15 protein-coding genes, 2 tRNA genes and 3 rRNA genes are annotated in these 23,558 nt (G+C 48.8%); 2 read left to right on the top strand and 18 right to left on the bottom strand.

All coding sequences use genetic code 11. The annotated features are described in order from the left end of the window. Positions 1–49: 49 nt before the first annotated feature. From T456_RS0111995 to T456_RS0111930, 14 genes are all read right to left on the bottom strand, one after another. Positions 50–2,916 (bottom strand): 23S ribosomal RNA (locus tag T456_RS0111995). Between the two features lie 237 nt (positions 2,917–3,153). Continuing rightward, positions 3,154–3,226, bottom strand: a tRNA-Ala gene (locus T456_RS0111990). Between the two features lie 74 nt (positions 3,227–3,300). Then, positions 3,301–3,374 (bottom strand) — tRNA-Ile (locus tag T456_RS0111985). An 18-nt stretch (positions 3,375–3,392) separates the two neighbouring features. After that, a 5S ribosomal RNA gene (gene rrf / locus T456_RS0111980) occupies positions 3,393–3,510 on the bottom strand. Positions 3,511–3,574: 64 nt separating this feature from the next. Continuing rightward, positions 3,575–5,119, bottom strand: a 16S ribosomal RNA gene (locus tag T456_RS0111975). The 16S, 23S and 5S rRNA genes sit together here with 2 tRNA genes alongside, the layout of an rRNA operon. Positions 5,120–5,345: 226 nt before the next feature. After that, on the bottom strand, positions 5,346–5,810 hold the full coding sequence (locus T456_RS0111970) for a CvpA family protein (RefSeq protein WP_024866340.1): 465 nt from the start codon (positions 5,808–5,810) through the stop codon (positions 5,346–5,348). Positions 5,811–5,819: 9 nt separating this feature from the next. Next, positions 5,820–7,046 carry a DUF5711 family protein gene (locus T456_RS0111965; protein WP_024866339.1) on the bottom strand — a complete coding sequence of 409 codons (1,227 nt, stop codon included), beginning with the start codon at positions 7,044–7,046 and terminating at the stop codon, positions 5,820–5,822. 24 nt (positions 7,047–7,070) lie between these two features. Next, positions 7,071–8,114, bottom strand: coding sequence for an aldose epimerase family protein (locus T456_RS0111960; protein WP_024866338.1), 1,044 nt, complete (start codon positions 8,112–8,114; stop codon positions 7,071–7,073). A 107-nt stretch (positions 8,115–8,221) separates the two neighbouring features. After that, positions 8,222–8,821, bottom strand: a complete 600-nt coding sequence (recR, locus tag T456_RS0111955; protein ID WP_024866337.1) for a recombination mediator RecR — start codon at positions 8,819–8,821, stop codon at positions 8,222–8,224. After that, the gene (locus T456_RS0111950; RefSeq protein WP_024866336.1) at positions 8,821–9,168 is read right to left on the bottom strand and encodes a YbaB/EbfC family nucleoid-associated protein; all 348 of its coding nucleotides are present in this window, start codon (positions 9,166–9,168) and stop codon (positions 8,821–8,823) included. Before T456_RS0111950 ends, recR begins: the two co-directional genes overlap by 1 nt. An 18-nt stretch (positions 9,169–9,186) precedes the next feature. After that, positions 9,187–10,770, bottom strand: coding sequence for a DNA polymerase III subunit gamma/tau (gene dnaX, locus T456_RS0111945; protein WP_024866335.1), 1,584 nt, complete (start codon positions 10,768–10,770; stop codon positions 9,187–9,189). A gap of 52 nt (positions 10,771–10,822) precedes the next feature. Further along, positions 10,823–11,896: a 6-phosphofructokinase gene (locus tag T456_RS0111940; RefSeq protein ID WP_024866334.1), complete on the bottom strand. Its 1,074-nt coding sequence runs from the start codon at positions 11,894–11,896 to the stop codon at positions 10,823–10,825. Positions 11,897–12,027: 131 nt separating this feature from the next. Beyond that, complete coding sequence (locus T456_RS0111935) at positions 12,028–13,725, bottom strand: GH25 family lysozyme (RefSeq protein WP_081749090.1); 1,698 nt, start codon at positions 13,723–13,725, stop codon at positions 12,028–12,030. 77 nt (positions 13,726–13,802) lie between these two features. Next, positions 13,803–14,144, bottom strand: a complete 342-nt coding sequence (locus T456_RS0111930; protein ID WP_024866332.1) for a hypothetical protein — start codon at positions 14,142–14,144, stop codon at positions 13,803–13,805. 88 nt (positions 14,145–14,232) lie between these two features. Here T456_RS0111930 and pap point away from each other — a divergent pair, with 88 nt between their 5' ends. Continuing rightward, positions 14,233–15,708, top strand: coding sequence for a polyphosphate:AMP phosphotransferase (gene pap / locus T456_RS0111925; protein ID WP_024866331.1), 1,476 nt, complete (start codon positions 14,233–14,235; stop codon positions 15,706–15,708). A gap of 77 nt (positions 15,709–15,785) precedes the next feature. On the opposite strand, the gene T456_RS0111920 is transcribed toward pap, so the two are convergent. Continuing rightward, a complete protein-coding gene (locus T456_RS0111920; RefSeq protein WP_051465027.1) occupies positions 15,786–16,754 on the bottom strand; it encodes an NAD(P)-dependent oxidoreductase in 969 nt (322 codons plus the stop codon). Positions 16,755–16,952: 198 nt separating this feature from the next. Here T456_RS0111920 and T456_RS21430 point away from each other — a divergent pair, with 198 nt between their 5' ends. Then, positions 16,953–17,711 (top strand): hypothetical protein, encoded by a 759-nt coding sequence (locus tag T456_RS21430; protein ID WP_024866329.1) that lies wholly within the window; start codon positions 16,953–16,955, stop codon positions 17,709–17,711. A gap of 368 nt (positions 17,712–18,079) precedes the next feature. Here the strand turns inward: T456_RS21430 and T456_RS0111910 are convergent, their stop codons facing one another. The 3 genes from T456_RS0111910 to T456_RS0111900 form a co-directional block, all read right to left on the bottom strand. Continuing rightward, a complete protein-coding gene (locus T456_RS0111910) occupies positions 18,080–19,558 on the bottom strand; it encodes an L-fucose/L-arabinose isomerase family protein (protein ID WP_024866328.1) in 1,479 nt (492 codons plus the stop codon). 57 nt (positions 19,559–19,615) lie between these two features. Beyond that, a complete protein-coding gene (gene xylB, locus T456_RS0111905; protein WP_024866327.1) occupies positions 19,616–21,154 on the bottom strand; it encodes a xylulokinase in 1,539 nt (512 codons plus the stop codon). Between the two features lie 139 nt (positions 21,155–21,293). After that, entirely contained in the window at positions 21,294–23,414 is a 2,121-nt protein-coding gene (locus tag T456_RS0111900) for a glycoside hydrolase family 3 C-terminal domain-containing protein (RefSeq protein WP_024866326.1), read from the bottom strand. Positions 23,415–23,558: the final 144 nt, after the last annotated feature.

Here is a 23,558-nt window from a genome sequence, read left to right as displayed (position 1 = left end):
TCAAAACCGAACACTGAAATCTCGAAAAACCATTGTCTCTACCTGCTAATTGGATAAGCCCTCGACCTATTAGTACACATCAGCTGAACACGTTACCGTGCTTACACCTTGTGCCTATCTAACCTCGTACTCTCCAAGGGGTCTTACTCCATAAAGGAGGGATATCTCATCTTGAGGGGGGCTTCACGCTTAGATGCCTTCAGCGTTTATCCCTTCCGGACGTGGCTACCCAGCCTTATGCACCTGGCGGTGCAGCTGATACACCAGCGGTCCGTCCATCCCGGTCCTCTCGTACTAAGGACAGCTCCTCTCAGATATCCTACGCCCGCGCCGGATAGGGACCGAACTGTCTCACGACGTTCTGAACCCAGCTCGCGTACCGCTTTAATGGGCGAACAGCCCAACCCTTGGGACCTGCTACAGCCCCAGGATGCGATGAGCCGACATCGAGGTGCCAAACCACTCCGTCGATGTGAACTCTTGGGAGTGATAAGCCTGTTATCCCCAGGGTAGCTTTTATCCGTTGAGCGATGGCAATCCCACTTTCATACCACCGGATCACTAAGTCCTACTTTCGTATCTGTTCCACCCGTCGGTGTCACAGTCAGGCTCCCTTATGCCTTTGCACTCTGCGAATGGTTTCCGTCCATTCTGAAGGAACCTTTGAGCGCCTCCGATACCCTTTCGGAGGCGACCGCCCCAGTCAAACTCCCCGGCAGACATTGTCCCCGGACCCGATTCAGGATCCTTGGTTAGAAAACCAGCATCATAAGGGTGGTATCCCAACAGCGACTCCACAAAGACTGACGTCCTTGTTTCTTAGTCTCCCACCTATCCTGTACATACAATACCGGCTCCCAGTATCAACCTGGAGTAAAGCTCCATGGGGTCTTTCCGTCCTGGCGCGGGTAACCAGCATCTTCACTGGTACTTCAATTTCACCGGGTGCATTGCCGAGACAGTGCTCAAATCATTACGCCTTTCGTGCGGGTCGGAACTTACCCGACAAGGAATTTCGCTACCTTAGGACCGTTATAGTTACGGCCGCCGTTTACTGGGGCTTAAATTCAAAGCTTCGCTTGCGCTAACCTCTCCTCTTAACCTTCCAGCACCGGGCAGGCGTCAGCCCATATACTTCACCTTTCGGTTTCGCATAGACCTGTGTTTTTGCTAAACAGTTGCTTGAGCCTCTTCTCTGCGGCCCACGTCTTAGGTGGGCTCCCCTTATCCCGAAGTTACGGGGACATTTTGCCGAGTTCCTTAACAATGCTTCTCCCGTCGGCCTTAGGATTCTCTCCTCATCCACCTGTGTCGGTTTACGGTACGGGTTATACATACGCAATAGTGGCTTTTCTTGGCAGTCATATCTAGTGCTTCGCTACTAATAGTTCGCTCCCCCTTGCGGGACCGGGCTTTCCTTTCCCGGCTCACTCCTTTTGCCTGCGTCCCCACAGTTCTGATATGCATAAGTGCAGGAATATCAACCTGCTGTCCATCGACTACGCCTTACGGCCTCGCCTTAGGTCCCGACTTCCCCAGGGCAGATCAGCTTTACCCTGGAATCCTTGGATATTCGGCCTGGAGGATTCTCACCTCCATCTCGCTACTCATTCCGGCATTCTCTCTTCTAAACGCTCCGCCGCTCCTTTCGGTACGGTTTCTTCGCCCTTTAGAATGCTCCCCTACCGATCAGCATTACCCGTAGATAATACCGATCCCCAGGCTTCGGTGTCGTGTTTCAGCCCCGGTAATTTTCGGCGCAGGACCTCTCGGCTAGTGAGCTATTACGCACTCTTTGAATGTGTGGCTGCTTCTGAGCCAACATCCTAGCTGTCTATGAAATCCCACATCCTTTTCCACTTAACACGTACTTTGGGACCTTAGCCGTGGATCTGGGCTCTTTCCCTTTTGACTGCCCAACTTATCTCGTGCAGTCTGACTCCTGTTCTTATCCTTACTGGCATTCGGAGTTTGATAATCTTTGGTAAGCGGTGAAGCCCCCGCGGATATTCAGTGCTCTACCTCCAAAAGGAATGATACAGGGCTAGCCCTAAAGCTATTTCGGGGAGAACCAGCTATCTCCGAGTTCGATTGGAATTTCTCCCCTATCCACAGCTCATCACCACCCTTTTCAACGGATGTGTGTTCGGACCTCCACAGCCTTTTACGGCCGCTTCATCCTGTCCATGGATAGATCACCCGGTTTCGGGTCTATGTATAAAGACTTGACGCCCTCTTCAGACTTGGTCTCCCTTCGGCTATTCACCTTAAGTGCTTAACCTCGCCTCCATACATAACTCGCCGGACCGTTCTACAAAAAGTACGCGATCACCCTCATATGGGGCTTTCGCAGCTTGCAGGCACAGGGTTTCAGGTTCTCTTTCACTCCCCTCCCGGGGTACTTTTCACCTTTCCCTCACGGTACTGTTTCGCTATCGGTCACTAAGTAGTATTTAGCCTTACGGGGTGGTCCCCGCTCTTTCAGACAAGGTTTCACGTGTCTCGTCCTACTCTGGATACTGCCTCGCTTCGTCATCTTTCGTATACGGGGGTTTCACCCTCTCTGCCGCTGCCTTTCCTTGCAGCTTCTACTAGACGACTCCATCGATCCTGCAGTCCGAACCCCAAGGAGCAAGCTCCCTGGTTTGGGCTCTTCCGCGTTCGCTCGCCGCTACTTACGGAATCACTTTTGTTTTCTCTTCCTCCGGCTACTTAGATGTTTCAGTTCACCGGGTTCCCTTCCTTAACCTATGGATTCAGTTAAGGATGACGGAGGTCTTCTCCGCCGGGTTGCCCCATTCAGATATCTGCGGCTCATAGCTTATTTGCAGCTCCCCGCAGCTTTTCGCAGCTTATCACGTCTTTCATCGGCTCTTAGTGCCAAGGCATCCGCCCTGCGCCCTATATAGCTTAACCATTTACTAAGCAATATAGAAACTGTCCATTATCTTTCGATAACTTTCTGTTCTCGTTTCTTATGTTCATATAGCGTTATGTCCATAAGATGTTTTGTTTTGATCTTGCGATCATTGTTAATTCTGGATCTTCGATGTCGATTCTTAATCGTAGTTAATCTTGGATTATCTTCTGATTAAAAAATCTTTCATTTCAGTATTCGGTTTTCAAGGTACAAATGCCAGCTTCGCTGGCGAGTGGAGATGGAGAGATTCGAACTCTTGACCCCCTGCTTGCAAGGCAGGTGCTCTCCCAACTGAGCTACACCCCCACGGTGCTTGATTAGTGTTTTGTATTAAAGTGGGCTTAAGTGGGCCTTTCCCCTATGACGAAAGGTTACTTAAGTGGGCTTAAGTGGACTCGAACCACCGACCTCACGCTTATCAGGCGTGCGCTCTAACCGGCTGAGCTATAAGCCCGCACTAATCTTTTTTTAAATCCGGCAGCCACCTATCCTCCCATACCGTTGCCAGTATAGTACTTTCGGCCGCTTTGGTCTTAACCGTCGTGTTCGGGATGGGAACGGGTGTTACCCCAAAGCGCATCGCCACCGGAAATTTCTTGATGCCCTTGGCATCTAAACAGTAATACAACTCCCTACTTCATTCCTTTTCCTTAGAAAGGAGGTGATCCAGCCGCAGGTTCTCCTACGGCTACCTTGTTACGACTTCACCCCAGTTATCCGACCTGCCTTCGACGGCTCTCTCCTTACGGTTAAGTCACCGGCTTCGGGCATTTCCGACTCCCATGGTGTGACGGGCGGTGTGTACAAGACCCGGGAACGTATTCACCGCAGCATGCTGATCTGCGATTACTAGCGATTCCAGCTTCGTGCAGGCGGGTTGCAGCCTACAGTCCGAACTGGGTCGTTATTTTTGGGATTTGCTCACCTTCGCAGGGTCGCTTCCCTTTGTTACGACATTGTAGCACGTGTGTGGCCCAGATCATAAGGGGCATGATGATTTGACGTCATCCCCACCTTCCTCCAGGTTATCCCTGGCAGTCTCCATAGAGTTCCCATCTTACTGCTGGCTACTATGGACAAGGGTTGCGCTCGTTGCGGGACTTAACCCAACATCTCACGACACGAGCTGACGACAACCATGCACCACCTGTCTCAGATGTCCCGAAGGACTGAAAGCATTACCTCTCATTCATCTGGATCTCAAGATCTGGTAAGGTTCTTCGCGTTGCTTCGAATTAAACCACATGCTCCACCGCTTGTGCGGGTCCCCGTCAATTCCTTTGAGTTTCATTCTTGCGAACGTACTCCCCAGGTGGAATACTTACTGCGTTAGCGACGGCACTGAAAACCTATGGTTCCCAACACCTAGTATTCATCGTTTACCGCGTGGACTACCAGGGTATCTAATCCTGTTTGCTCCCCACGCCTTCGAGCCTCAACGTCAGTTGCTGTCCAGTAAGCCGCCTTCGCCACCGATGTTCCTCCTAATATCTACGCATTTCACCGCTACACTAGGAATTCCGCTTACCTCTCCAGTACTCTAGTTATACAGTTTCCAAAGCAAGCCCACGGTTGAGCCGTGGGGTTTCACTTCAGACTTGCATAACCGTCTGCGCTCCCTTTACACCCAGTAAATCCGGATAACGCTTGCCCCCTACGTATTACCGCGGCTGCTGGCACGTAGTTAGCCGGGGCTTCTTAGTCAGGTACCGTCATCTCTCTTGCGAGTCTTTCTTCCCTGCTGATAGAGCTTTACATACCGAAATACTTCTTCACTCACGCGGCGTCGCTGCATCAGAGTTTCCTCCATTGTGCAATATCCCCCACTGCTGCCTCCCGTAGGAGTTTGGGCCGTGTCTCAGTCCCAATGTGGCCGTCCGACCTCTCAGTCCGGCTACAGATCGTCGCCTTGGTAAGCCGTTACCTTACCAACTAGCTAATCTGACGCGGGCCCATCTCATACCACCGGAGTTTTTCACACTGAGTCATGCGACTCTGTGCGCTTATGCGGTATTATCAGTCGTTTCCAACTGCTATCCCCCAGTATGAGGCAGGTTGCCCACGCGTTACTCACCCGTCCGCCACTAAGATTAAACAAGATTTGACCGAAGTCTCGTCAGCGTCTAATCTCCGTTCGACTTGCATGTGTTAGGCACGCCGCCAGCGTTCATCCTGAGCCAGGATCGAACTCTCACGTTTAAAAGTTTGATTCTGTTCAGAACTTTAAGCTTGGCTTTTTGTTCTGTCCGTTATTACTTTGGTTTGTTACATTTCTGAATTATTCTCTTGGAATTTTTCAGGGTTGCATTACTGTTTATTTGTCAAGGTGCTTGCTGTCTTGTTCCTCAGCGACAGCTTACTTAGAATATCACAGCCCCAATATGATGTCAACAACTTTTTTAAAATATTTAGAATTTCTTTAGAGTCACTGTAAATATGCGGCAATCAGGGCCTTTACATAGCCATATAACCGGTTCCAATTTAATATCACCGGAGAAAAAAGTGAAATACCTGTAACGAATTCCACGATACGTACCATAAGAAAAGCTTCCACTCCTCCAAGCACTGCCCCCAGGAGCCTGTCCATCCCTCCTAATATCGGTATCTCTTTTACCTTTCTAAGAGCATTACCCAGGGCAGTCGTAAGCCTGTATATAAAGAAGGCAATAACAAGGTAACCGATCTTGGGGATAACGTTTCCGAAATTGCTGCTAAGGACACTGCCTGCAATATTCACCAGGTAGTAGACCGCAGCAAAGGCGGCAATTGCAGCAATAAGGCCTGCCGCTTCCGCAAACAGGCCATTATTTGTACCGTATGATATTCTCCAAAGGAACAGACACACCACCACGATGGTGATTACTATTCCGGTAATCATCTCAAAAGACATTTGCTTCTCCTACTTAAGGTTCATGGTCTGAACACTGTCTGTGGTAACAAGAGTAAACTTGCTTCTGACCGAAGTGGGAACCAGTATTCTCACGGGGTTCTCAAATGCTCCCTGATACTTAATGTGTCCGTTCATATCTTCTATTATGCACTCATCTTCATTATAAATAATGATCTGTTTATCGTTAAAGACAACCTCTGAGTACTCAATATCAAAGAAGGTGGTAAGCACTTCAGCACCCTGGCTGTTATATACCTTAAGTTTATATGCACCGTCAGAGGTGCTGTTGGGGTACACCGCTCCCACATAGGAATCATTGAAATATATAGAGCGGATCTCCTCATCTCCTGTCAGGATCTCAGCCTGGCTTACAGGCTTCTGATCTCCCGAATAGAACATCATCCTGTCATCAGATACAGCAAAGGATGAACTTGAATTCATGAATTGTACTAAAGGTACAACAACACCGGGATAATCATATCCGCTGGCATAGTTATCTATAGAGTTCTGTCCTACAGATCCGAAGTTAAAAAAGGCAACGCTGGTCTTAACAGATCCGTCTTCCGGATAAACATATGAAACGCAAAGCAGCTCTCCGTTGGGGGAGATGCTTACGGCTATGGGATATCCGCTGTCTTTCATTGTTGTTTTGAAGTTTGCCAGAGTATTGCCTTTGGCATCATACAGATAGATCCAGGTAACATTGGTACCGTCAAGCACCGCAGCCACCACTCCCTGTGCGGATACGCAGAAATCTCTTATAGGAAGGTTGGTGTCTACTTCTCCAAGTGCCCCGGATGTATTGCTTACATATATAGTATGGCCGTTGTAGTCACCCACCGCCACCACGTCGGCGCAGGTATGCGCTATGGGGTTTTGCATCTCATAGGTCTGGTTCCAGACAACCGTGCCTGAGGGATTGATACAGCTGATACCGTCTTTACTGTACTGTACAACATTCTCCTGAAGGCTGATGAGCCTGGCATCAATACCATTGGTCACTGAAGGTCCCAGGGTAAAAACTGCCTCTGAATACTCCTTGTCTCTCCATCCTATATAGATAAGCACAACAAACAGGACGACCGCCACTGCGATCGCCACTGTTCTGAATACTACAACTATTTTGTGGTTACGTATTCTTTCTTTATAAGAAGGTTCTCCATCAAAAGGTTCCTGCCGGTCCGTCCCTTTGTTAAGTCTGGATGCGTAGGAAGTAAAATCTCGTACTTCTGCCAAAATAACCCTCCGGGTCTTTAACGGTTATACAAACTGATAAACTGTAACCGTATCATATTCTCTGTCCGGTCCGAAAATGCAATCAGGGAAAGAAGGCTCATTTACGGAGTTGGGATAGAACTGTGTCTCCAGGCAGAAACCATGTCTGAAGTCATAAACAGCACCCTCTTTTCCGGGAACGTTCTTAACATAATTGCCTGTGTAAAGCTGGAATCCGGGAAGTGTTGTGCAGCACTTCATTGTAATACCTGTAGCAGGTGATGAAACGCAGCAGAACTCCTTGAGAGAGCCGTCTGCTCCGTCCACAACAAAGTTGTGATCATAACCTCCCACAAACTTAAGCTGCTCATTGTCAGCCTCTATGTCTTTTCCAAGTGTCTTTTCCTGTCTGAAATCAAAAGGTGTTCCCTCTACTGTAGCGATCTCGCCTGTAGGGATGGACTGTGAATTTGCGACAGGTGTGTATGCTGAAGAATTCATCTTCATTACATGATCGAGGCAGCTTCCGGAATTGTGGCCGCCAAGATTGAAGTATGCATGGTTTGTGAGGTTCATAAGTGTCTTGGCGTCGCTGGTTGCATGATAGTGGAGCTTCAGCGCATTGTCATCGCCAAGTGAGAATGTAAGCTCAAATACTCTGTTTCCGGAGAATCCAAGATCTCCATCCTCAGCCTTTAAGGTAAACTTAACAAAATCTTCGCCCTCTTCAGCGTCCCAGATCCTCTTGTGGAATCCGTTGTTCATGTCGGTGTGAAGATTGTTGGGACCATCGTTGATGGGAAGCACAAACTCTTTTCCATCAATGGTATACTTTGCATTTGCGATTCTGTTGGCTGTAGGTCCTACTGTAGCGCCAAAGAAACAGCTGTTGTCAAAATATCCCGTGCAGTCGTCGTAGCCAAGGACTACGTCAACCTTGTTGCCCGCTTTGTCGGGAACGAAAATGTTCTTGATGGTGCAGCCGTAGTTGAGAACAACCACCTCAACGCCGGCGTTGTTGGTAAGATGATACGCAATGATCGGTGCTCCGCCGGGTGTCTCTCCCCAAGCTTCTCTACTTAATGCCATAACACATACCTCCTTAGTATTGGTCCTAAGGGGGGGTACCGCTTGCGGTGGATTCCTTAGGACGGTTCACTGTTTTCATGATTTACTTTACACTACCGTATGCCCGGTTACAGCTCTGTCCTTCCTTCAAGGGCACGCAGCAGTGTAACCTCATCGATGTATTCCAGGTCTCCTCCGACAGGAACCCCGCTGGCAATCCTTGTAACTTTAATGCCCGTAGGCTTGATAAGCTTACTGATATACATAGCGGTTGTTTCGCCTTCAAGACTTGAGTTTGTGGCTATTATCACCTCGTCCACTTCCTCGGTCTCCAGTCGCTTTATCAACTCTGCCAGCCTGATATCCCCGGGTCCGATTCCGAGCATTGGTGAAATAGCTCCATGTAACACATGATAAACTCCGTCATACTTGCCCGTCTTCTCATATGCTGCTAAATCCCGCGCATTTTCAACCACCATGATCATACGGTGATTGCGGTCCGCTCTGCTGCATATGGGACATACGTCCTCGTCGGTCAGCGTATAACAGATCTTGCAATAATGAACATTCTCTCTGGCGTCCACGATGGAATCCGCCAGTCTCTTCACTCTGTCCTTGGGTAAATTTATGAGATAAAAAGCCAGTCTCTGAGCGGACTTTCCACCTATTCCCGGCAAGGATGCCAGCTCTTCGATAAGGCGATTTATGTGACCACTGTAAAGCTCCATTAGAAAGGTAATCCTCCGCCCAGGCCGCCTGACATCTTGCCAAGCATGGCGCTGCTGGCCTCATCTGCCTGTTTCATAGCTTCGTTAACTGCTGCCACGATCATGTCCTGAAGCATCTCAACATCATCGGGATCCACAGCATCAGGGGAGATCACAACGCTCTTTAAGGTCTTGGAACCTGTAACTGTGGCTTCTACAGCGCCACCGCCGGACTTAGCCGTAAACTCTTTTGTCTCAAGTTCCTTCTGACTCTCCTCCATCTGGCGCTGCATTCTCTGCGCCTGTTTCATAAGATTGCTCATGTTTCCGGGCATTCCGCCGCCGGGAAATCCTCCACGTTTTGCCATTATCCGGTTCTCCTTTTCTTATTCATCTTCTGTTACTATATCAAATCTTATAGCCTGCAGATTTACAAAATGCTCTTCAAAGTTCTCGTTTTGCTCTAAAAACTTCATCTCATACTCTACATGCTTGCCTATAATGTTGTCCAGAAAATTCTGGAATTCTTCTGCGCTTTCACCCTTGCTGTACTTCTCAACCAATGGTCTTTGGTCAAGCACTATCTGGAGTCTGCCGTCATTGCCCATGCTGAGTCTCGCCTTTTGCATATACTGCTTCATGGGTGAGTCCATTTTGTTGACAGCTCTTGGCCATTCTGCGACCACTCTCTGAATGTCCTCAGGAACAGCTCTCTCGAGAACTTTTTTCTCTTTGACCGGCATGGGATTCCCGGCTGCCGCACCGGCTCCCGCCACAGCGATCTGCCCGCTTCTGATGCCGCTTAAAACCTTGCTGTTCTCCTCGTCATGCGCCTCGAGAATTCTGAGTCTCTCCTCAAGGGAGTCCTCATCCTTCTCCATCTGTGGCTTGCAGAGCTTTATGAAAGTGATCTCTATAAGAATCCTCTTCTGAGTTGCATATCTGATACTTGATGACAGTTCGGAAAAGACACGGATGAATCTCAGGATCGTATCGGGGTCCGCTCCTGCTGCCTGCTCCTTCAGTGTCTTTAGGTTGTCGGTGGATATGTCCACCACATCCTCCATCTGATCCGACGCCTGAACCAGCATCAGATTTCGCAGATACCACACAAAATCGTTAACAAACTGGGTCAGCTCGCGGCCCTGGATAACCACCTCGGCTAAAATTGTCAGTGCCTTATCGGCGTTCTGTTCATACAGGGCGGAAAAGAGATTGCTGAATACCGCTGTGTCTACGGCCCCCAGAACGCTAAGGACCTTGTCATAGGTAAGTTCCTCTCCGAAATTGAAGGCGATGCACTGGTCAAGGAGACTTAAGGAGTCTCTCATAGAACCGTCAGCGACCTTGGCCACATACCTTAAGGCTTTGTCATCCACCTTGATTCCTTCCGCGTCCACAACCTGGCGAAGCCTGTCCTGAATGGTGTCTATGGTGATCCTGTGGAAATCATAGCGCTGGCATCTGGACAGAATGGTGATGGGAATCTTGTGCACCTCGGTGGTGGCAAGAATGAAAAGCACATACTCCGGCGGCTCCTCAAGAGTTTTGAGCAACGCATTAAAAGCCGCGGTGGACAGCATGTGCACCTCGTCTATGATATATACCTTCTTTTTGCCTCTGGTGGGAGAATAGGATACTTCGTCGATGATCTGTCTGACGTCCTCAACACCGTTATTGGAAGCAGCATCGATCTCGATCACGTTCATGCTGTTGCCGGCGGCAATTTCCTTGCACATCTCGCACTGGCCGCAGGGGCTTCCGTCGACGGGATTCTCGCAGTTGACTGCCTTTGCCAAAATCTTTGCAACAGAAGTCTTACCTGTTCCACGTGTGCCGCAGAACAGGTAAGCATGTCCGACTCTGTCTGATCTTATCTGATTCTTAAGTGTTGTAATAATATGATCCTGGCCTTTGACATCTTCAAAAACCGGGGGTCTGAATTTCCTGTAAAGTGCTACATAACTCATTTAAAACTGCTCCAACAAAACTTCTCGCAAAGGGCTTACGCCCCTGCTTTTATTAATCCCCGAAATTTATACCCAGCATCTTGGCTTCCTTGATGATGCTTGCATCAGGAGAGACATATTTAAGCTTGCCTGCGATCTCGGAAAGAGGAACCTTGACGATCTCTCTGTTCTTGTAGGCAACCATATAGCCATACTCCTTCTTGAGGATAAGCTTGCCTGCCTCTGCTCCCAGTCTTGACGCAAATACTCTGTCGTAGGGATCCGGTGCTCCGCCCCTCTGCATGTGGCCGGGAACGGTTACTCTTACCTCGTGTCCTGTCTTCTTCTGGATTGCCTCGGCAATCTCGTAGGATACGGAAGGATACTTGTAATTGGCCATCTTCTCCTTGTATTCCTTCTTGGAGAGCTTGGCGTCCTTCTTGGAGATGGCGCCCTCTGCAACAGCAATGATGGTGAATCTGCTGCCTCTCTTGTCTCTTGCCTCTATGGTCTCACATACCTTGTTGATATCATAAGGGATCTCAGGGATAAGGATAACGTCAGCGCCTCCTGCCATTCCGGCGTTGAGGGTAAGCCATCCAACCTTATGTCCCATAACCTCTATGATGAAAACACGGCCATGGGAATCAGCTGTGGTATGAATGTTATCTATAACTCCCGTAGCCACATCAACGGCACTCTGGAAACCAAAGGTCATATCTGTGCCCCACAGGTCATTATCAATAGTTTTTGGAAGGGAAACCACGTTGAGTCCCTCTTCGCTCAAAAGGTTGGCTGTCTTCTGGGAACCGTTTCCTCCCAGCACAACCAGACAATCAAGCTGAAGCTTGTGATAGTTCTGCTTCATGGCTTCAACTTTATCAAGCCCATTCTCGTCAGGTTCCCTGATGGTCTTGAACGGAGTCCTGGAACTGCCCAGGATGGTTCCTCCCTTGGTAAGAATACCGGAGAAATCCTTGGAAGTGAGCATACGGAAATCGCTGTAGATAAGTCCCTTATAGCCGTTATTGAAGCCATAGAACTCAACTTCCTCACCGCTGTGCGCAATACACTTAACAACGCCGCGCATTGCTGCATTCAAAGCCTGACAATCACCACCGCTAGTCAACATACCAATTCTCATCATGTGAAAAGGCCTCCTTTGAATTAACCTGATTGTAACGCACACTACAATTAATTATACAAAATTAAAAGACTACTGCCAAGTAATCCGGCAGTAGTCTCCTTCTGGTTTTATGATGTTTTTATAAGTGACGGTCAGCCTGTGGTTGCAGGTGCCTCAGCTGCCGGATCGGCAGGATCTGCAGGAACGGGAGCCGGTGTTCCGGGAACCCATCCGGCAGGCTCTATAAGAAGTCCGTTCTTGTCAAAGGTGCAAGTCACATTATCAAGAACCGCTGTCATCTTTACAAGCATACGTCCGTTGTTGGCATCAAAGTATCTCCATCCCTCAGGAAGCTGTACCCAGCCTACAACCTGATGTCCGTCTGCAGGATCCAGGTAATATACGCCGTCCTTCAGGCCCAAAAGACCAAGTGCCATTCTTCCGTCTTCGGCAAAGTAGAAGCTTCTGCCCTCAATTGCGTTCCAGCCTGTTACCATCTTGCCGTCAGGTCCGAAATAATATCTTGCCGCAACATCTCCTGACCAACCGCTTTGCATTACTCCGTCCGGGCCGAAGAGATAAACTGCCTTGTCTATTGTCTGAAGTCCTACTACAGCAGCATTGCCGGGACCGAAGTAGAATCTCTGTCCCTGCTCATTGGAGTACCATCCGCTGATGGCGATACCGTCCGCGCCAAACATGTACTTACCTGTCTCAAGAGCAAACATTCCGGTCTGCATTACACCGTTGCCATCAAAGTAGTATAGCTTATCCCCGATCTGAGTCAGGCCAACATGCATTACGTACTGATCGTCAAAATAATGGATGCCGTCCTCAAGCTGAACAAAGCCCTTCTGGCAAACGCCGTCGGCATTGGCATAATATACAGTGCCTCCCAGGTTCAAAAGACCTGTTCTCCTTACTCCGTTCTCATCAAAGTAGAACCTTGCTCCGTCGATATCGGCAAAGCCCACCTTTGCAAGACCTCCCTCGTTGGGATCGAGATAATAGACACCGCTCTCATCCTGGAACCATCCGGTCTGGATGTAGCCGTTGGGATCCGCATGATATCTCATTCCGCTGAGATTGATCCATCCGTACTGTTTGCGATAGTTGTGATAATAGAATACATGTCCGCCCCAGGCGTTAAAGCCCTCGGGGATTATCCTTGAAAAATAGTCTGTGTAAAGATGGTTTACATCAACTCTTGTAGGGATTCCCGCATAGGAGCCGTGGCTGCTGGACTGCCACATAGCGTAGTCACCGGGATAATCGCAGCTTGTGTTGTATTGAGCGACCCACTTTGCACTTGCAACGTTTGGCATTCTTCCCATGAACCAGTTCCTGCTGGCGTAAACCATGGGCTCATAGCCGTTGGCATTGATGATACCGCAGAAAGTATCCGCAATAGCCTGAAGCTGTCCCGGATTAAGTCCCTTATGTACTGAATCCTCTATATCGATTGCAATGGGAAAAGTAACTGCATAGGGAGCGATCCAGGCAAGAACCTGATTGGCCTCTGCCGCTGCAGCTTCGGGAGTTGTGGCATAGGAATAGATATAGATTCCGGTTCTTACGCCTGCTGCATTTGCTCCGTTGATATTATTGACGAACTGCTCGTCAAGGCCCTTCTTGGTTGTGCCGACTCTTATCATGGCAAACCTGATTCCTGAAGCCCTGACCTGCTGCCAGTTGATGCCTCCCTGATATTTGGAAACATCGATTCCCACAGCAATCTCTGCACCGACAGCCTCTGTCGGCAGACTTGCGGCAGGAACAAAGAACAGGGCTGCCACCATAGAAATGAGCAGTCCTGTTGTGATCAATAACCCTCTTAAATGCTTACCCATACGATCCCCCCGTTTTTTACAGATTTCTTAACATTTATTATACTGGAAAAACGGTATCCGGGTCAACGAAATAGTGCTTATTTGCCCTCAAGGTCGGCAACCCTTACGGGCTCGCCGTTAAGCAGGATATATCCCGGAGGAAGCTTGGATGCATCCGCCTGGGATGTATATTTTTTTGTTTCATGTTTGTGGGGCATGGAACCTGAGGCCCTGTTATGGGTCTTTTTCCCGGAAAAAGTATCATAATTCCCGGCCCTTCTGTGCTCATGCGGCATTGATGACGGCTCTTTTCCCATGGCAGGGAATTGTGGCATGTTACTGCGCTGCCCTGCGCCTGTTACGCCGCCTTTTTTCTTAATTTTGTAAATCACCGCAGCGATAATTGCAACATAAAATAAAAGTGAAAACAAAGCTTCCATAATCTGACTCCCTTCGTACGATTATTGTACAACATTATGCTATGATATAGGTAGAAAAACGACAACTTTTTATATAGGAGGATCTGCCATGCTTAAGGATTTTGTCAAAGCCGAACTGCCCGTTGAAGAAGAAATAAAATCGAAGCTGAAGGAAGAGCGCGCGCATCTTTTTGCATCGCAGATGAAGATAAAGGAGGCAGGGCTTCCGGTAATGGTCCTGTTTGAGGGCTGGAATGCCGCAGGAAAAGGGGCTGTCATCGGGAAAGTCATCCGAAATATCGACCCCAGATTTTTCAGGGTCGCAACCATGGACAGGCAGCCCAGCGCCGAGGAAAAGAGATATCCCTTCCTTTACAGGTTTATTAAGGAAATTCCGGAGGCGGGCAAATTCCGCTTCTTCGACACCTGCTGGATGGAAGAGGTGGTGGACGACGTTCTGGATGAGAAGCTCACCGAGGAGATCTATAAAAAGCGTGTCCATTCAATAAATGTGATTGAGCGTCAGCTCTGCGATAACGGATATCTGGTTATCAAGTTCTTTTTCCATATTTCAAAGAAGGAGCAGAAGAAGCGCCTGGAGACTCTGCAGGAATCCAAGGATACCAGCTGGCGCGTGGATAAAGACGATCTTTTGCAGAACAAGCATTATGACAGGTGTCTTGAGGTTTTCGAGCGGTATCTCGGTGACACCAATCAGTCAAGGGCACCCTGGTACATAATCGACGCCTCTGACAAGAAGTGGGCGGAGCTTCAGGTTCTGCAGTTTCTTAATCAGGGGATCGACATCGCTCTCAAGAATCAGAAAATGAATGTTCCGATTCTTCAGAACACGTTCCCCATGGAGAAGGTGGACAAGCTTGCCGATATTCCGCTGGAGGGAAAGAAGCTTTCAGATGAGGAGTACGATGAGGAGTTAAACAGGCTCCAGAAGCAGCTTAAGGATCTTGGCAACAAGGTTTACCGCAGGAAGATTCCCGTTATCATTGCCTACGAGGGATGGGACGCAGCCGGAAAGGGCGGCAATATCAAGAGGATCACGGAGGCTCTGGATCCCAGGGACTATGTGGTTGAGCCTATCGCAAGCCCTGAGCCCCACGAGAAGGCACGGCACTATCTCTGGAGATTCTGGACAAGACTTCCCAAGACTGGGCATATCACCATCTTCGACAGGACCTGGTACGGCAGAGTTATGGTTGAAAGGCTGGAGGGCTTCTGCTCCGAGAACGACTGGCAGAGAGCCTACAATGAGATAAATGAGTTCGAGAAGGAACTTTGCGACTGGGGCGCTGTCATCATCAAGTTCTGGGTTCAGATCGACAAGGACACCCAGCTCGAGCGTTTCAATGACAGACAGAACACCCCTGAGAAGCAGTGGAAGATCACCGACGAGGACTGGAGAAACCGTGAGAAATGGGATCTTTACGAGGGTGCCATCGATGAGATGATCGCCAAGACCAGTACCGCGTTTGCGCCTTGGTATGTGCTGGAGTCCGTGGACAAGAAGTACGCCAGGATCAAGGCGCTGAAGATTGTTATCGAGAAGCTTCAGAAGGCGCTGGAGTGAGATGGTGAGACGGAGATTCTTGACTCTATTGCAATGCCCCCAAAAGGACCGCCCCTTAACGGGAACGGTCCTTTACTTTAATTCACTATATTCCTGGGCTGGCCGCTTAACCATCCCTGTATATTCAGCTTAACCTCTTCCAGGCAGCGAACTCTGGCTTCCGTGCTGGCCCAGGCCAGGTGCGGTGTTACGATAAGCTTGCCGCTGTCCTGTATCTGCAAAAGAGCTGAGTCTTTTGCCATGGGCTCGGGATTGAGAACGTCAAGCCCTGCGGCAGCGATCTTGCCCTCAACGAGCGCATCCGCAAGATCTTTCTCTGTTACTACTGCGCCTCTTGCTACGTTAATGAGGATTGCGGTTTTCTTCATCTTGTCAAAAGCAGCTGCATTGAACAGATCTCTGGTCCTGTCGCTTAAAGGGCAGTGCAGAGAAATCACGTCTGATCTCTCAAGAAGCTCGTCGAAGCTCACCTGCTCATAGTCCGTGCAGTCGCTGTGTCCGGAGGATGCATAGAAGATTACATGTGCTCCAAAGGCTGTGGCTATCTGAGCTACCTTTTTTCCGATATTACCCATTCCTACGATTCCATAAGTCTTGCCCTCAAGCTCGCTGTAGGGAATGTCCAGACAGCAGAAGTGATCCTGATTGGCATAAGCACCGCTTTTTACGAATTCATCGTAGTGGCGCAGGTTCTCCATCAGATAAAAGAGCATTGCAAAGGTGTGCTGGGCAACCGAAGGTGTTGAATAACCCTTGATGTTGGCAACCTTCACACCGTGCCTGTCGCAGGCGGGAATGTTGGCGTTGTCGTAGCCGGTGGCAAACTCGCAGATAAGCTCAATGTCCGGAGCATCATCCAGGAGCTTGTCCGTGATCTGACTTTTGTTGATCACAAGTACCTTGGCCCCGGCCAATCGCTCTTTTGCATTCTCTTCTGTCACCTTGTCATCGTAGTAGGTGACATCTCCCAGCTCCTCATAGATGCTGTAGTCCATGTCATATCCGACGCTGTCTTTGTCGGCAATTACTATCTTAATATCACTCATATAAAGGCCTCCCATGATTTGTGCACAATTATTTTGTTCATTATATCAAAATGATTTGCATATAACATTCTTTATGGTATTATTTTCTCTGTCTTGTGAAATTTCTTTGGATTTTCTTCCGCAAATTCCACAAATTCTTTTATACATGCATTGCTGTTGGCAGGGTCCAATCTGCAATTGTAATACAAGGAGAGAAATATGATAGAAGATTTTTACTATGCTAGGAAGCAGTCTCTTGAAGAAGAGATCAAAGCTTTAGGGAAAAGAATCAGCAAATTCCCGGAAGGTTCAATTATAGCTGACAAAGTCAAAGGAAAATACCGCTTTTATCACCAGCATAAGGTTGACGGAGAGTACAAGCGCAGCTACCTTGATAAGGAGAACCGCAAAACAGCCGAAATACTGGCAACCAAGAGGTATCTGAGTGACATGCTTGCGGACAAAAAGAATGAGTGCCGGAGTCTTTCCGCATATTTGAGGGTCAGAAAACAGCGGGATTACAGGTCACTGCTGCAAAAAGACTCGCCCTACAGCGTGCTTTTGTCAGAAGATAAATGGGAGTACGAGGATTATGACAGAAAAACAGATTACGAAGAGGAACTGATACACGATGCCCCAAAGGGTGACAAGGTCAGGTCAAAATCAGAAGCAATCATTGCTGCTGCCCTGTATGAGGCAGGTATCCCTTACAGATACGAGTGCGCATTGGAAATAGAAAGCACTTCGATATATCCTGATTTCACCATAAAAACAGGACATAAAAACCCGATCTACTGGGAGCACTTCGGGAAGATGGATGATCCCAAATACAGAAACAAAGCGATAAACAAATTAAGGACATACATCAAAAACGGGTATATCCCCGGAGTTAATCTGATAGTGACTTATGAAACCCTCCAGTATCCATTGAGTATATTGGAGGTGAAACGGATGATCACGCATTATTTCTCGAACTAAACCGGGGTGCTGAGGTGTTTAGGCGCTGTGGCGTTATGACGATAACGCGGAAATAATACCATCACCTCTTTTATTTGGCTTATGGTATTACAAAAGTAATACTATAGCGATCATATATGCGCCGTAGTATTACCGCCACCATGGAAAACCCTTAAAATTCAGGGAAAAAAGCCATCAAAGTAATACTACTCGCGATATATAGCGCTGATGGTATTATTTCGCCCTGCTCCGGCAAAAATGTCACCAAATTCAGCAGGGTAAGTCCAAAAGAAGTCGCGCGCTTCCGCGCGATACAAAAGCCCCGGAGTCTGCGCCAAGGCAGGACTCCGGGGCTTTCATATTATTTCAAAAAGCAGAAGGATCAAAAATTACTTAAAAGGATTCTCTGTGGGATAAGGCAGAGATGCGGGCTGGTTGTAGCCGATGGTCTCTGCTCCCAGGTACTTGAATACCTCGAACAGGCTCTTTCCGAAGTGTCCGAATGCTACGGCACCGTGGTGAGGGAAGTTGTTCTGGATAAGTACGTGTCTGTAGAATCTTCCCATCTCAGGAATAGCGAATACACCGATACCACCGAAAGATCTTGTGGGAACGTTGAGAACTTCGCCCTCTGCAAGGTATGCACGAAGGTGATTGTCGGATGTGCTCTGCAGTCTGTAGAAAGTGATCTCGCCGGGAGCGATGTCGCCTTCAAGAGTTCCCTGTGTAACTTCCTCGGGAAGGTTACGAGCCATGATTCTCTGGAACTTCATCTCGCAGCTTGAAAGCTTGCTTGTGCAGGTATTTCCGCAGTGGAAGCCCATGAATGTATCTGTGTGCTTGTAGTCGAACTTACCCTTGATGGACTCGTTGTACATATCCTCAGGTACAGAGTTGTTGATATCAAGAAGTGTAACAGCGTCTTCAGATACGCAGGTTCCGATGAACTCACTGATCGCACCGTAGATATCTACTTCGCAGGATACAGGGATTCCACGGCCTGTAAGTCTTGAGTTTACATAGCAGGGAACGAAACCAAACTGTGTCTGGAATGCAGGCCAGCACTTGCCGGCGATGCAGACAAACTTCTTGCTGCCTCTGTGCTCCTCGATCCAGTCAAGGAGTGTGATCTCGTACTGAGCAAGCTTCTCAAGGATCTCAGGCTTCTTGTTGCCTGCGCCAAGGTCAGCTTCCATATCCTTAACAACATCTGCAATTCTGGAATCACCGGCATGCTTGTTGAAGCTCTCGAAAAGATCAAGCTCTGAGTTCTCTTCGATCTCTGCGCCGATGTTGTAGATCTGCTGAATAGGTGCGTTACATGCAAGGAAGTTCATGGGACGAGGTCCGAATGAAATAACCTTGAGGTTTGAAATGCCGTAGATAGCTCTTGCGATGGGCACGAACTCGTTGATCATCTTAGCGCAGCCCTCTGCTGTGCCAACGGGATACTCGGGAATATAAGCCTTTACTCCGCGAAGGTGGAGGTTGTAGCTTGCATTAAGCATTCCGCAGTAAGCATCTCCTCTTCCGTCGATAAGGTCGTTCTGTGACTCCTCTGCTGCTGCACAGAACATTACAGGTCCGTCAAACTTCTCAGCGATCAGTGTCTCTGAGATCTCAGGTCCGAAGTTTCCAAGATATACGCAAAGAGCGTTACATCCGGCCTTCTTGATATCCTCAAGAGCTTCCATAGCCTGTGTCTCACTCTCGATGATACATACAGGGCACTCATAAACGTCCTTGTCGTTGTAGTTCTTCTTGTAGGCTTCCATAAGAGCCTTTCTTCTGTTTACTGCAAGTGATGCAGGGAAGCAGTCTCTGCTCACTGCAACCAGTCCGATTTTTACCTCTGGCATGTTGATCATAATAATCCCCTTTCCTGCGACATCCGGTCGCTTAACTTGTGAAATGTTATTCTCTTATCACAGATTTGCAAGTTCCTTGTAGTCCTCTTTAAGATCTGTGTAAAGCTTCTTGTAAAGCGCGTGGTACTTGGCATATTTCTCAGCATTCTCTGCCACGGGCTCTGTTTCTTTGGCCTTGGTGATCAGCTTGTCTGCTGCCTCGGGAACGCTGGCATATACGCCGGCTCCTACGCCTGCCAGAATAGCTACTCCAAGGGCAGGACCCTGCTCCTGGTTGATGGTTGCAACCTTGCAGCCGTACAGGTCTGAGAGCATCTGTCTCCAGATCTTGCTCTTACCGCCGCCGCCGCAGGCCATCATCTCTTTAACCTTGATGCCCATCTCATTCAGGATATCGTTGCAGTCGCAAAGGGAATAGGAAACACCCTCCATTACCGCACGAAGCAGATGCTTTCTGGTGTGAATGCCTGACAGTCCGAAGAATACTCCTCTTGCCTTGTCATCAAGGTGAGGTGTTCTCTCGCCGTTAAGGTAAGGCAGATAGATAAGCCTGTCGCTTCCAACGGGAACTGTCTCAATGTCTGCATTTATAAGGTCATAGGGATCAACTCCCTTTTCCTTGGCTTCTTCTATATAACTCTGGCAGAAGTTATCCCTGAACCACTTCAGTGAAAATCCCGCTGCCTGCGTAACTCCCATGATGTGCCATGCTCCCGGTACCGCGCAGCAGCAGGTATGTACACGGCCCTTGGGGTCGATGCTGACCTTGTCTGTGTGTGCAAATACAACTCCGGAAGTTCCGATGGTGGTGAAGGCTGTGCCCTCTCTTACAACACCGGTTCCCACAGCGGCTGCCGCATTGTCGCCTGCGCCTCCTACAACCACGGTATCTGTTGTAAGGCCAAGCTCTTTAGCAACCTCAGGTAAAAGAGTTCCCGTAACCTCGCAGGACTCATACATCTTGCCGAGGAGTCCTCTGTCGATATTCAGCTTATCCAGCACTTCCTGTGACCAGTCGCGCTTTGCAACATCCATGAGCTGCATTCCCGATGCATCGGAAACTTCTGTGGCAAACTCGCCTGTCAGCACATATCTGATGTAATCCTTGGGCAAAAGAATGTGTCTGCACTTTGCATAGTTCTCCGGCTCATTGTTGCGTACCCAGAGGATCTTGGCTGCGGTCCAGCCTGTAAGAGGCGGATTGGCTGTGATCTCGATCCACTTCTCTCTGGGCATGATCTTCAGCATCTCCTCAACCTCGGCGCCGGTTCTCTGGTCGCACCAGATAATTGAAGGTCTGATGACCTCTCCCGCCTCGTCCAGCATTACCAGTCCGTGCATCTGTCCTGAGATTCCGATTCCCTTGATGTCTGCAGGATCTGCCACCTTGCCGCCCTCGACAGCTTCCTTAACTACAGCTGCAACGGTCTCAAGGCTGGCTTTCTTCCAGTCATTGGCATCCTGCTCTGCCCATCCGTTCTGGGGAGTGTACATGGGATACTCATAAGCTCTCTCAGCAACAACGCCACCGTTCTCATCAAAAAGAACTGTCTTGGTAGCTGAAGTTCCAACATCGATTCCAATAAGATATTTCATACTATACCCCCATCTCACGCATAAAATTTACGTGTCAAAAAAAATATATAATAATACAACTTAAAATACAACATTACAAATTTGCAGAAAAAACAGCGGTTTTTCTATTCAATTTTACAACACTTGTATTTGTTTATAATTATATCTGTACATCTTTCTCAATGCACTTGATACCGGTGAGTTCCTCTGACCTCTTATCGGGCTGTGACATGCCTGCAAATACCTTGAAATCATGGGAAAAGAGCTGTCTGTTACCCTCTTCGTCCACGGAGGTAAATGCCCTTCTGTCCAGTCTGATCTCCACCGATGTCTCTTTTCCCGGAAGGAGATGTACTCTCCTGAATCCGGAAAGGCAGGGATTCGGAATGGCAAGCTCGTATCCGGTGTCCTTGACATAAACCTGAACAACGTCATCAGTCTCAAAAGAGCCTTCGTTTACAGCGGTAACTTTTACAACCGCTCCCGCAAACTCACCCTTGTCGTCCTTTACAGGCTCAACGCTCATGTCCTTAACACAGCACTTGCCGTAGGTAAGTCCGTATCCGAAGGGATACAGGGGCTCTCCCTCAAAGTATCTGTAGGTCCTGTTCTTCATGGAGTAATCCTTGAAGTCGGGAAGCTCCTCGGTTGAATGATAGAAGGTCACAGGGAGCTTGCCTGAAGGTGAAACATCACCGAACAGTATATCTGCTACGTCCTGACCGCCCCTTGCGCCGGGATACCAGGCCTGGATAACGGCTGCTGCCTTCTCCTGGGCAACTCCAAGGTTGATGGCACTGCCGGACATGTTGATGACTATTGTAGGCTTGTTGCAGTCAAGAACCGAGTTAAGGAGCTGTCTCTGGGGAATGGGAAGTTCAAGGTTGATCTTGTCTCCCGATGCAAACTGGTTGCCTGCATCTCCCTCTTCTCCTTCCAGGTTCTCATCAAGTCCCACAACCACAACCATTACATCCGAGTAATCGGCAACGGTCTGAACCTCGGAAAGTCTGTCAGGATAATCCTGATCGGAGAGGTTGCTGAGGTTCGGCTTCCAGAGATCACAACCTTCTGAATAAAGAACTCTCACATCACTTCCGACCTTGTCCTCGATACCCTCGAGAACCGTTACGAATCTTGAAGCGGTTCCGTGGTAGTTACCCATAAGGGCGATTCTTGAATCGGCATTGGGACCAACCACTCCGATGGTCTTAAGTTTAGACTTATCAAGAGGAAGAAGGCCGTTATTCTTAAGAAGAACTATGCTCTCTGCTGCCGCTTTATGAGCGATCTTCTGGTGCTCGTCGCACTCAACTACAGTGAAAGGAATATTGTCGTACTCGGTCTTGTCGAACATTCCAAGCAGGAACCTTGTGGTAAAGAGTCTTACTGCAGACTCCGTGATCTGCTCCTCTGTGATAAGGCCTGCTCTGTAGGCGTTCATCATCTTCTGATAGGTACATCCGCAGTTCACATCGCATCCCATCTCAAGGGCAAGCTTAACTGATTCCTCTGCTGTTGCGGTAACCTTGTGGTTCTCGTGGAAGTCGCGGATTGCCCAGCAGTCGGATACGAAGTGTCCTTGGAAGCCCCATTTTCCTCTTAAGGTGTCAACCATGAGAGGCTTGTTGGCGCAGCAGGGCTCGCCGTTGGTTCTGTTGTAAGCACCCATTACGGCTTCAACCTTGGCATCCTTTACGCAGGTCTCAAATGCGGGAAGATAGGTCTCCTCCAGGTCCTTCTTTGAAGCCTTGGCGTCAAAGAAATGTCTTTCTCCCTCAGGTCCTGAGTGAACCGCAAAGTGCTTGGCGCAGGCTGCTGCCTTCATGTACTCACCGTCTCCCTGGATACCCTCAATGAAAGGAACCGCAAGAGTTCCTGTAAGGAAGGGGTCCTCTCCGTAGGTCTCATGACCTCTGCCCCATCTGGGATCACGGAAAATATTAACGTTGGGTGACCAGAAGGTGAGACCCTTGTAGATGTCCCTGTCACCTCTTTTTGACTGTTCGTTGTACTTGGCACGGCCCTCGGTGGCGATGACCTCTCCCACCTCTTTCATAAGGTCTGTGTCAAAGGTTGCCGCCAGGGCGATAGCCTGTGGGAACATAGTGGCTGAACCCGCTCTTGCCACTCCGTGGAGAGCCTCGTTCCACCAGTTGTAGGCCGGAACTCCAAGCCTGTCTATGGCCGGTGAATCATAGCGAAGCTGTGAAGCCTTCTCCTCTACAGTCATCTGTGCCACCAGCTCTTTTGCCCGCTTTCTTGCTTCTTCTCTGTTCATTGCATACCCCTTTGTCTATGTAATGTTGAAAAAAGGTTATTCTTACAAATACTAGTTTATGCTACAGGGCGTGGTTTTTCTTATCACATCTTGTCATCTTATTACCAAAAAAGAGGAGCCGCACCGTAAGATGCAGCCCCCTTT

Source organism: Butyrivibrio sp. FCS014, from assembly GCF_000526935.1.
Taxonomy (GTDB): domain Bacteria; phylum Bacillota; class Clostridia; order Lachnospirales; family Lachnospiraceae; genus Butyrivibrio.
Note: the sequence above shows the minus strand (reverse complement) of the source record. Positions and strands in the feature narration are given on the sequence as shown.

Coding starts and splice junctions, on each gene's coding strand:
- T456_RS0111970 (WP_024866340.1), bottom strand. CDS start 5,810: ATGTCTTTTGAGATGATTACCGGAATAGTAATCACCATCGTGGTGGTG.
- T456_RS0111960 (WP_024866338.1), bottom strand. CDS start 8,114: ATGGCATTAAGTAGAGAAGCTTGGGGAGAGACACCCGGCGGAGCACCG.
- recR (WP_024866337.1), bottom strand. CDS start 8,821: ATGGAGCTTTACAGTGGTCACATAAATCGCCTTATCGAAGAGCTGGCA.
- T456_RS0111950 (WP_024866336.1), bottom strand. CDS start 9,168: ATGGCAAAACGTGGAGGATTTCCCGGCGGCGGAATGCCCGGAAACATG.
- dnaX (WP_024866335.1), bottom strand. CDS start 10,770: ATGAGTTATGTAGCACTTTACAGGAAATTCAGACCCCCGGTTTTTGAA.
- T456_RS0111940 (WP_024866334.1), bottom strand. CDS start 11,896: ATGATGAGAATTGGTATGTTGACTAGCGGTGGTGATTGTCAGGCTTTG.
- T456_RS0111935 (WP_081749090.1), bottom strand. CDS start 13,725: ATGGGTAAGCATTTAAGAGGGTTATTGATCACAACAGGACTGCTCATT.
- T456_RS0111930 (WP_024866332.1), bottom strand. CDS start 14,144: ATGGAAGCTTTGTTTTCACTTTTATTTTATGTTGCAATTATCGCTGCG.
- pap (WP_024866331.1), top strand. CDS start 14,233: ATGCTTAAGGATTTTGTCAAAGCCGAACTGCCCGTTGAAGAAGAAATA.
- T456_RS0111920 (WP_051465027.1), bottom strand. CDS start 16,754: ATGAGTGATATTAAGATAGTAATTGCCGACAAAGACAGCGTCGGATAT.
- T456_RS21430 (WP_024866329.1), top strand. CDS start 16,953: ATGATAGAAGATTTTTACTATGCTAGGAAGCAGTCTCTTGAAGAAGAG.
- T456_RS0111910 (WP_024866328.1), bottom strand. CDS start 19,558: ATGATCAACATGCCAGAGGTAAAAATCGGACTGGTTGCAGTGAGCAGA.
- xylB (WP_024866327.1), bottom strand. CDS start 21,154: ATGAAATATCTTATTGGAATCGATGTTGGAACTTCAGCTACCAAGACA.
- T456_RS0111900 (WP_024866326.1), bottom strand. CDS start 23,414: ATGAACAGAGAAGAAGCAAGAAAGCGGGCAAAAGAGCTGGTGGCACAG.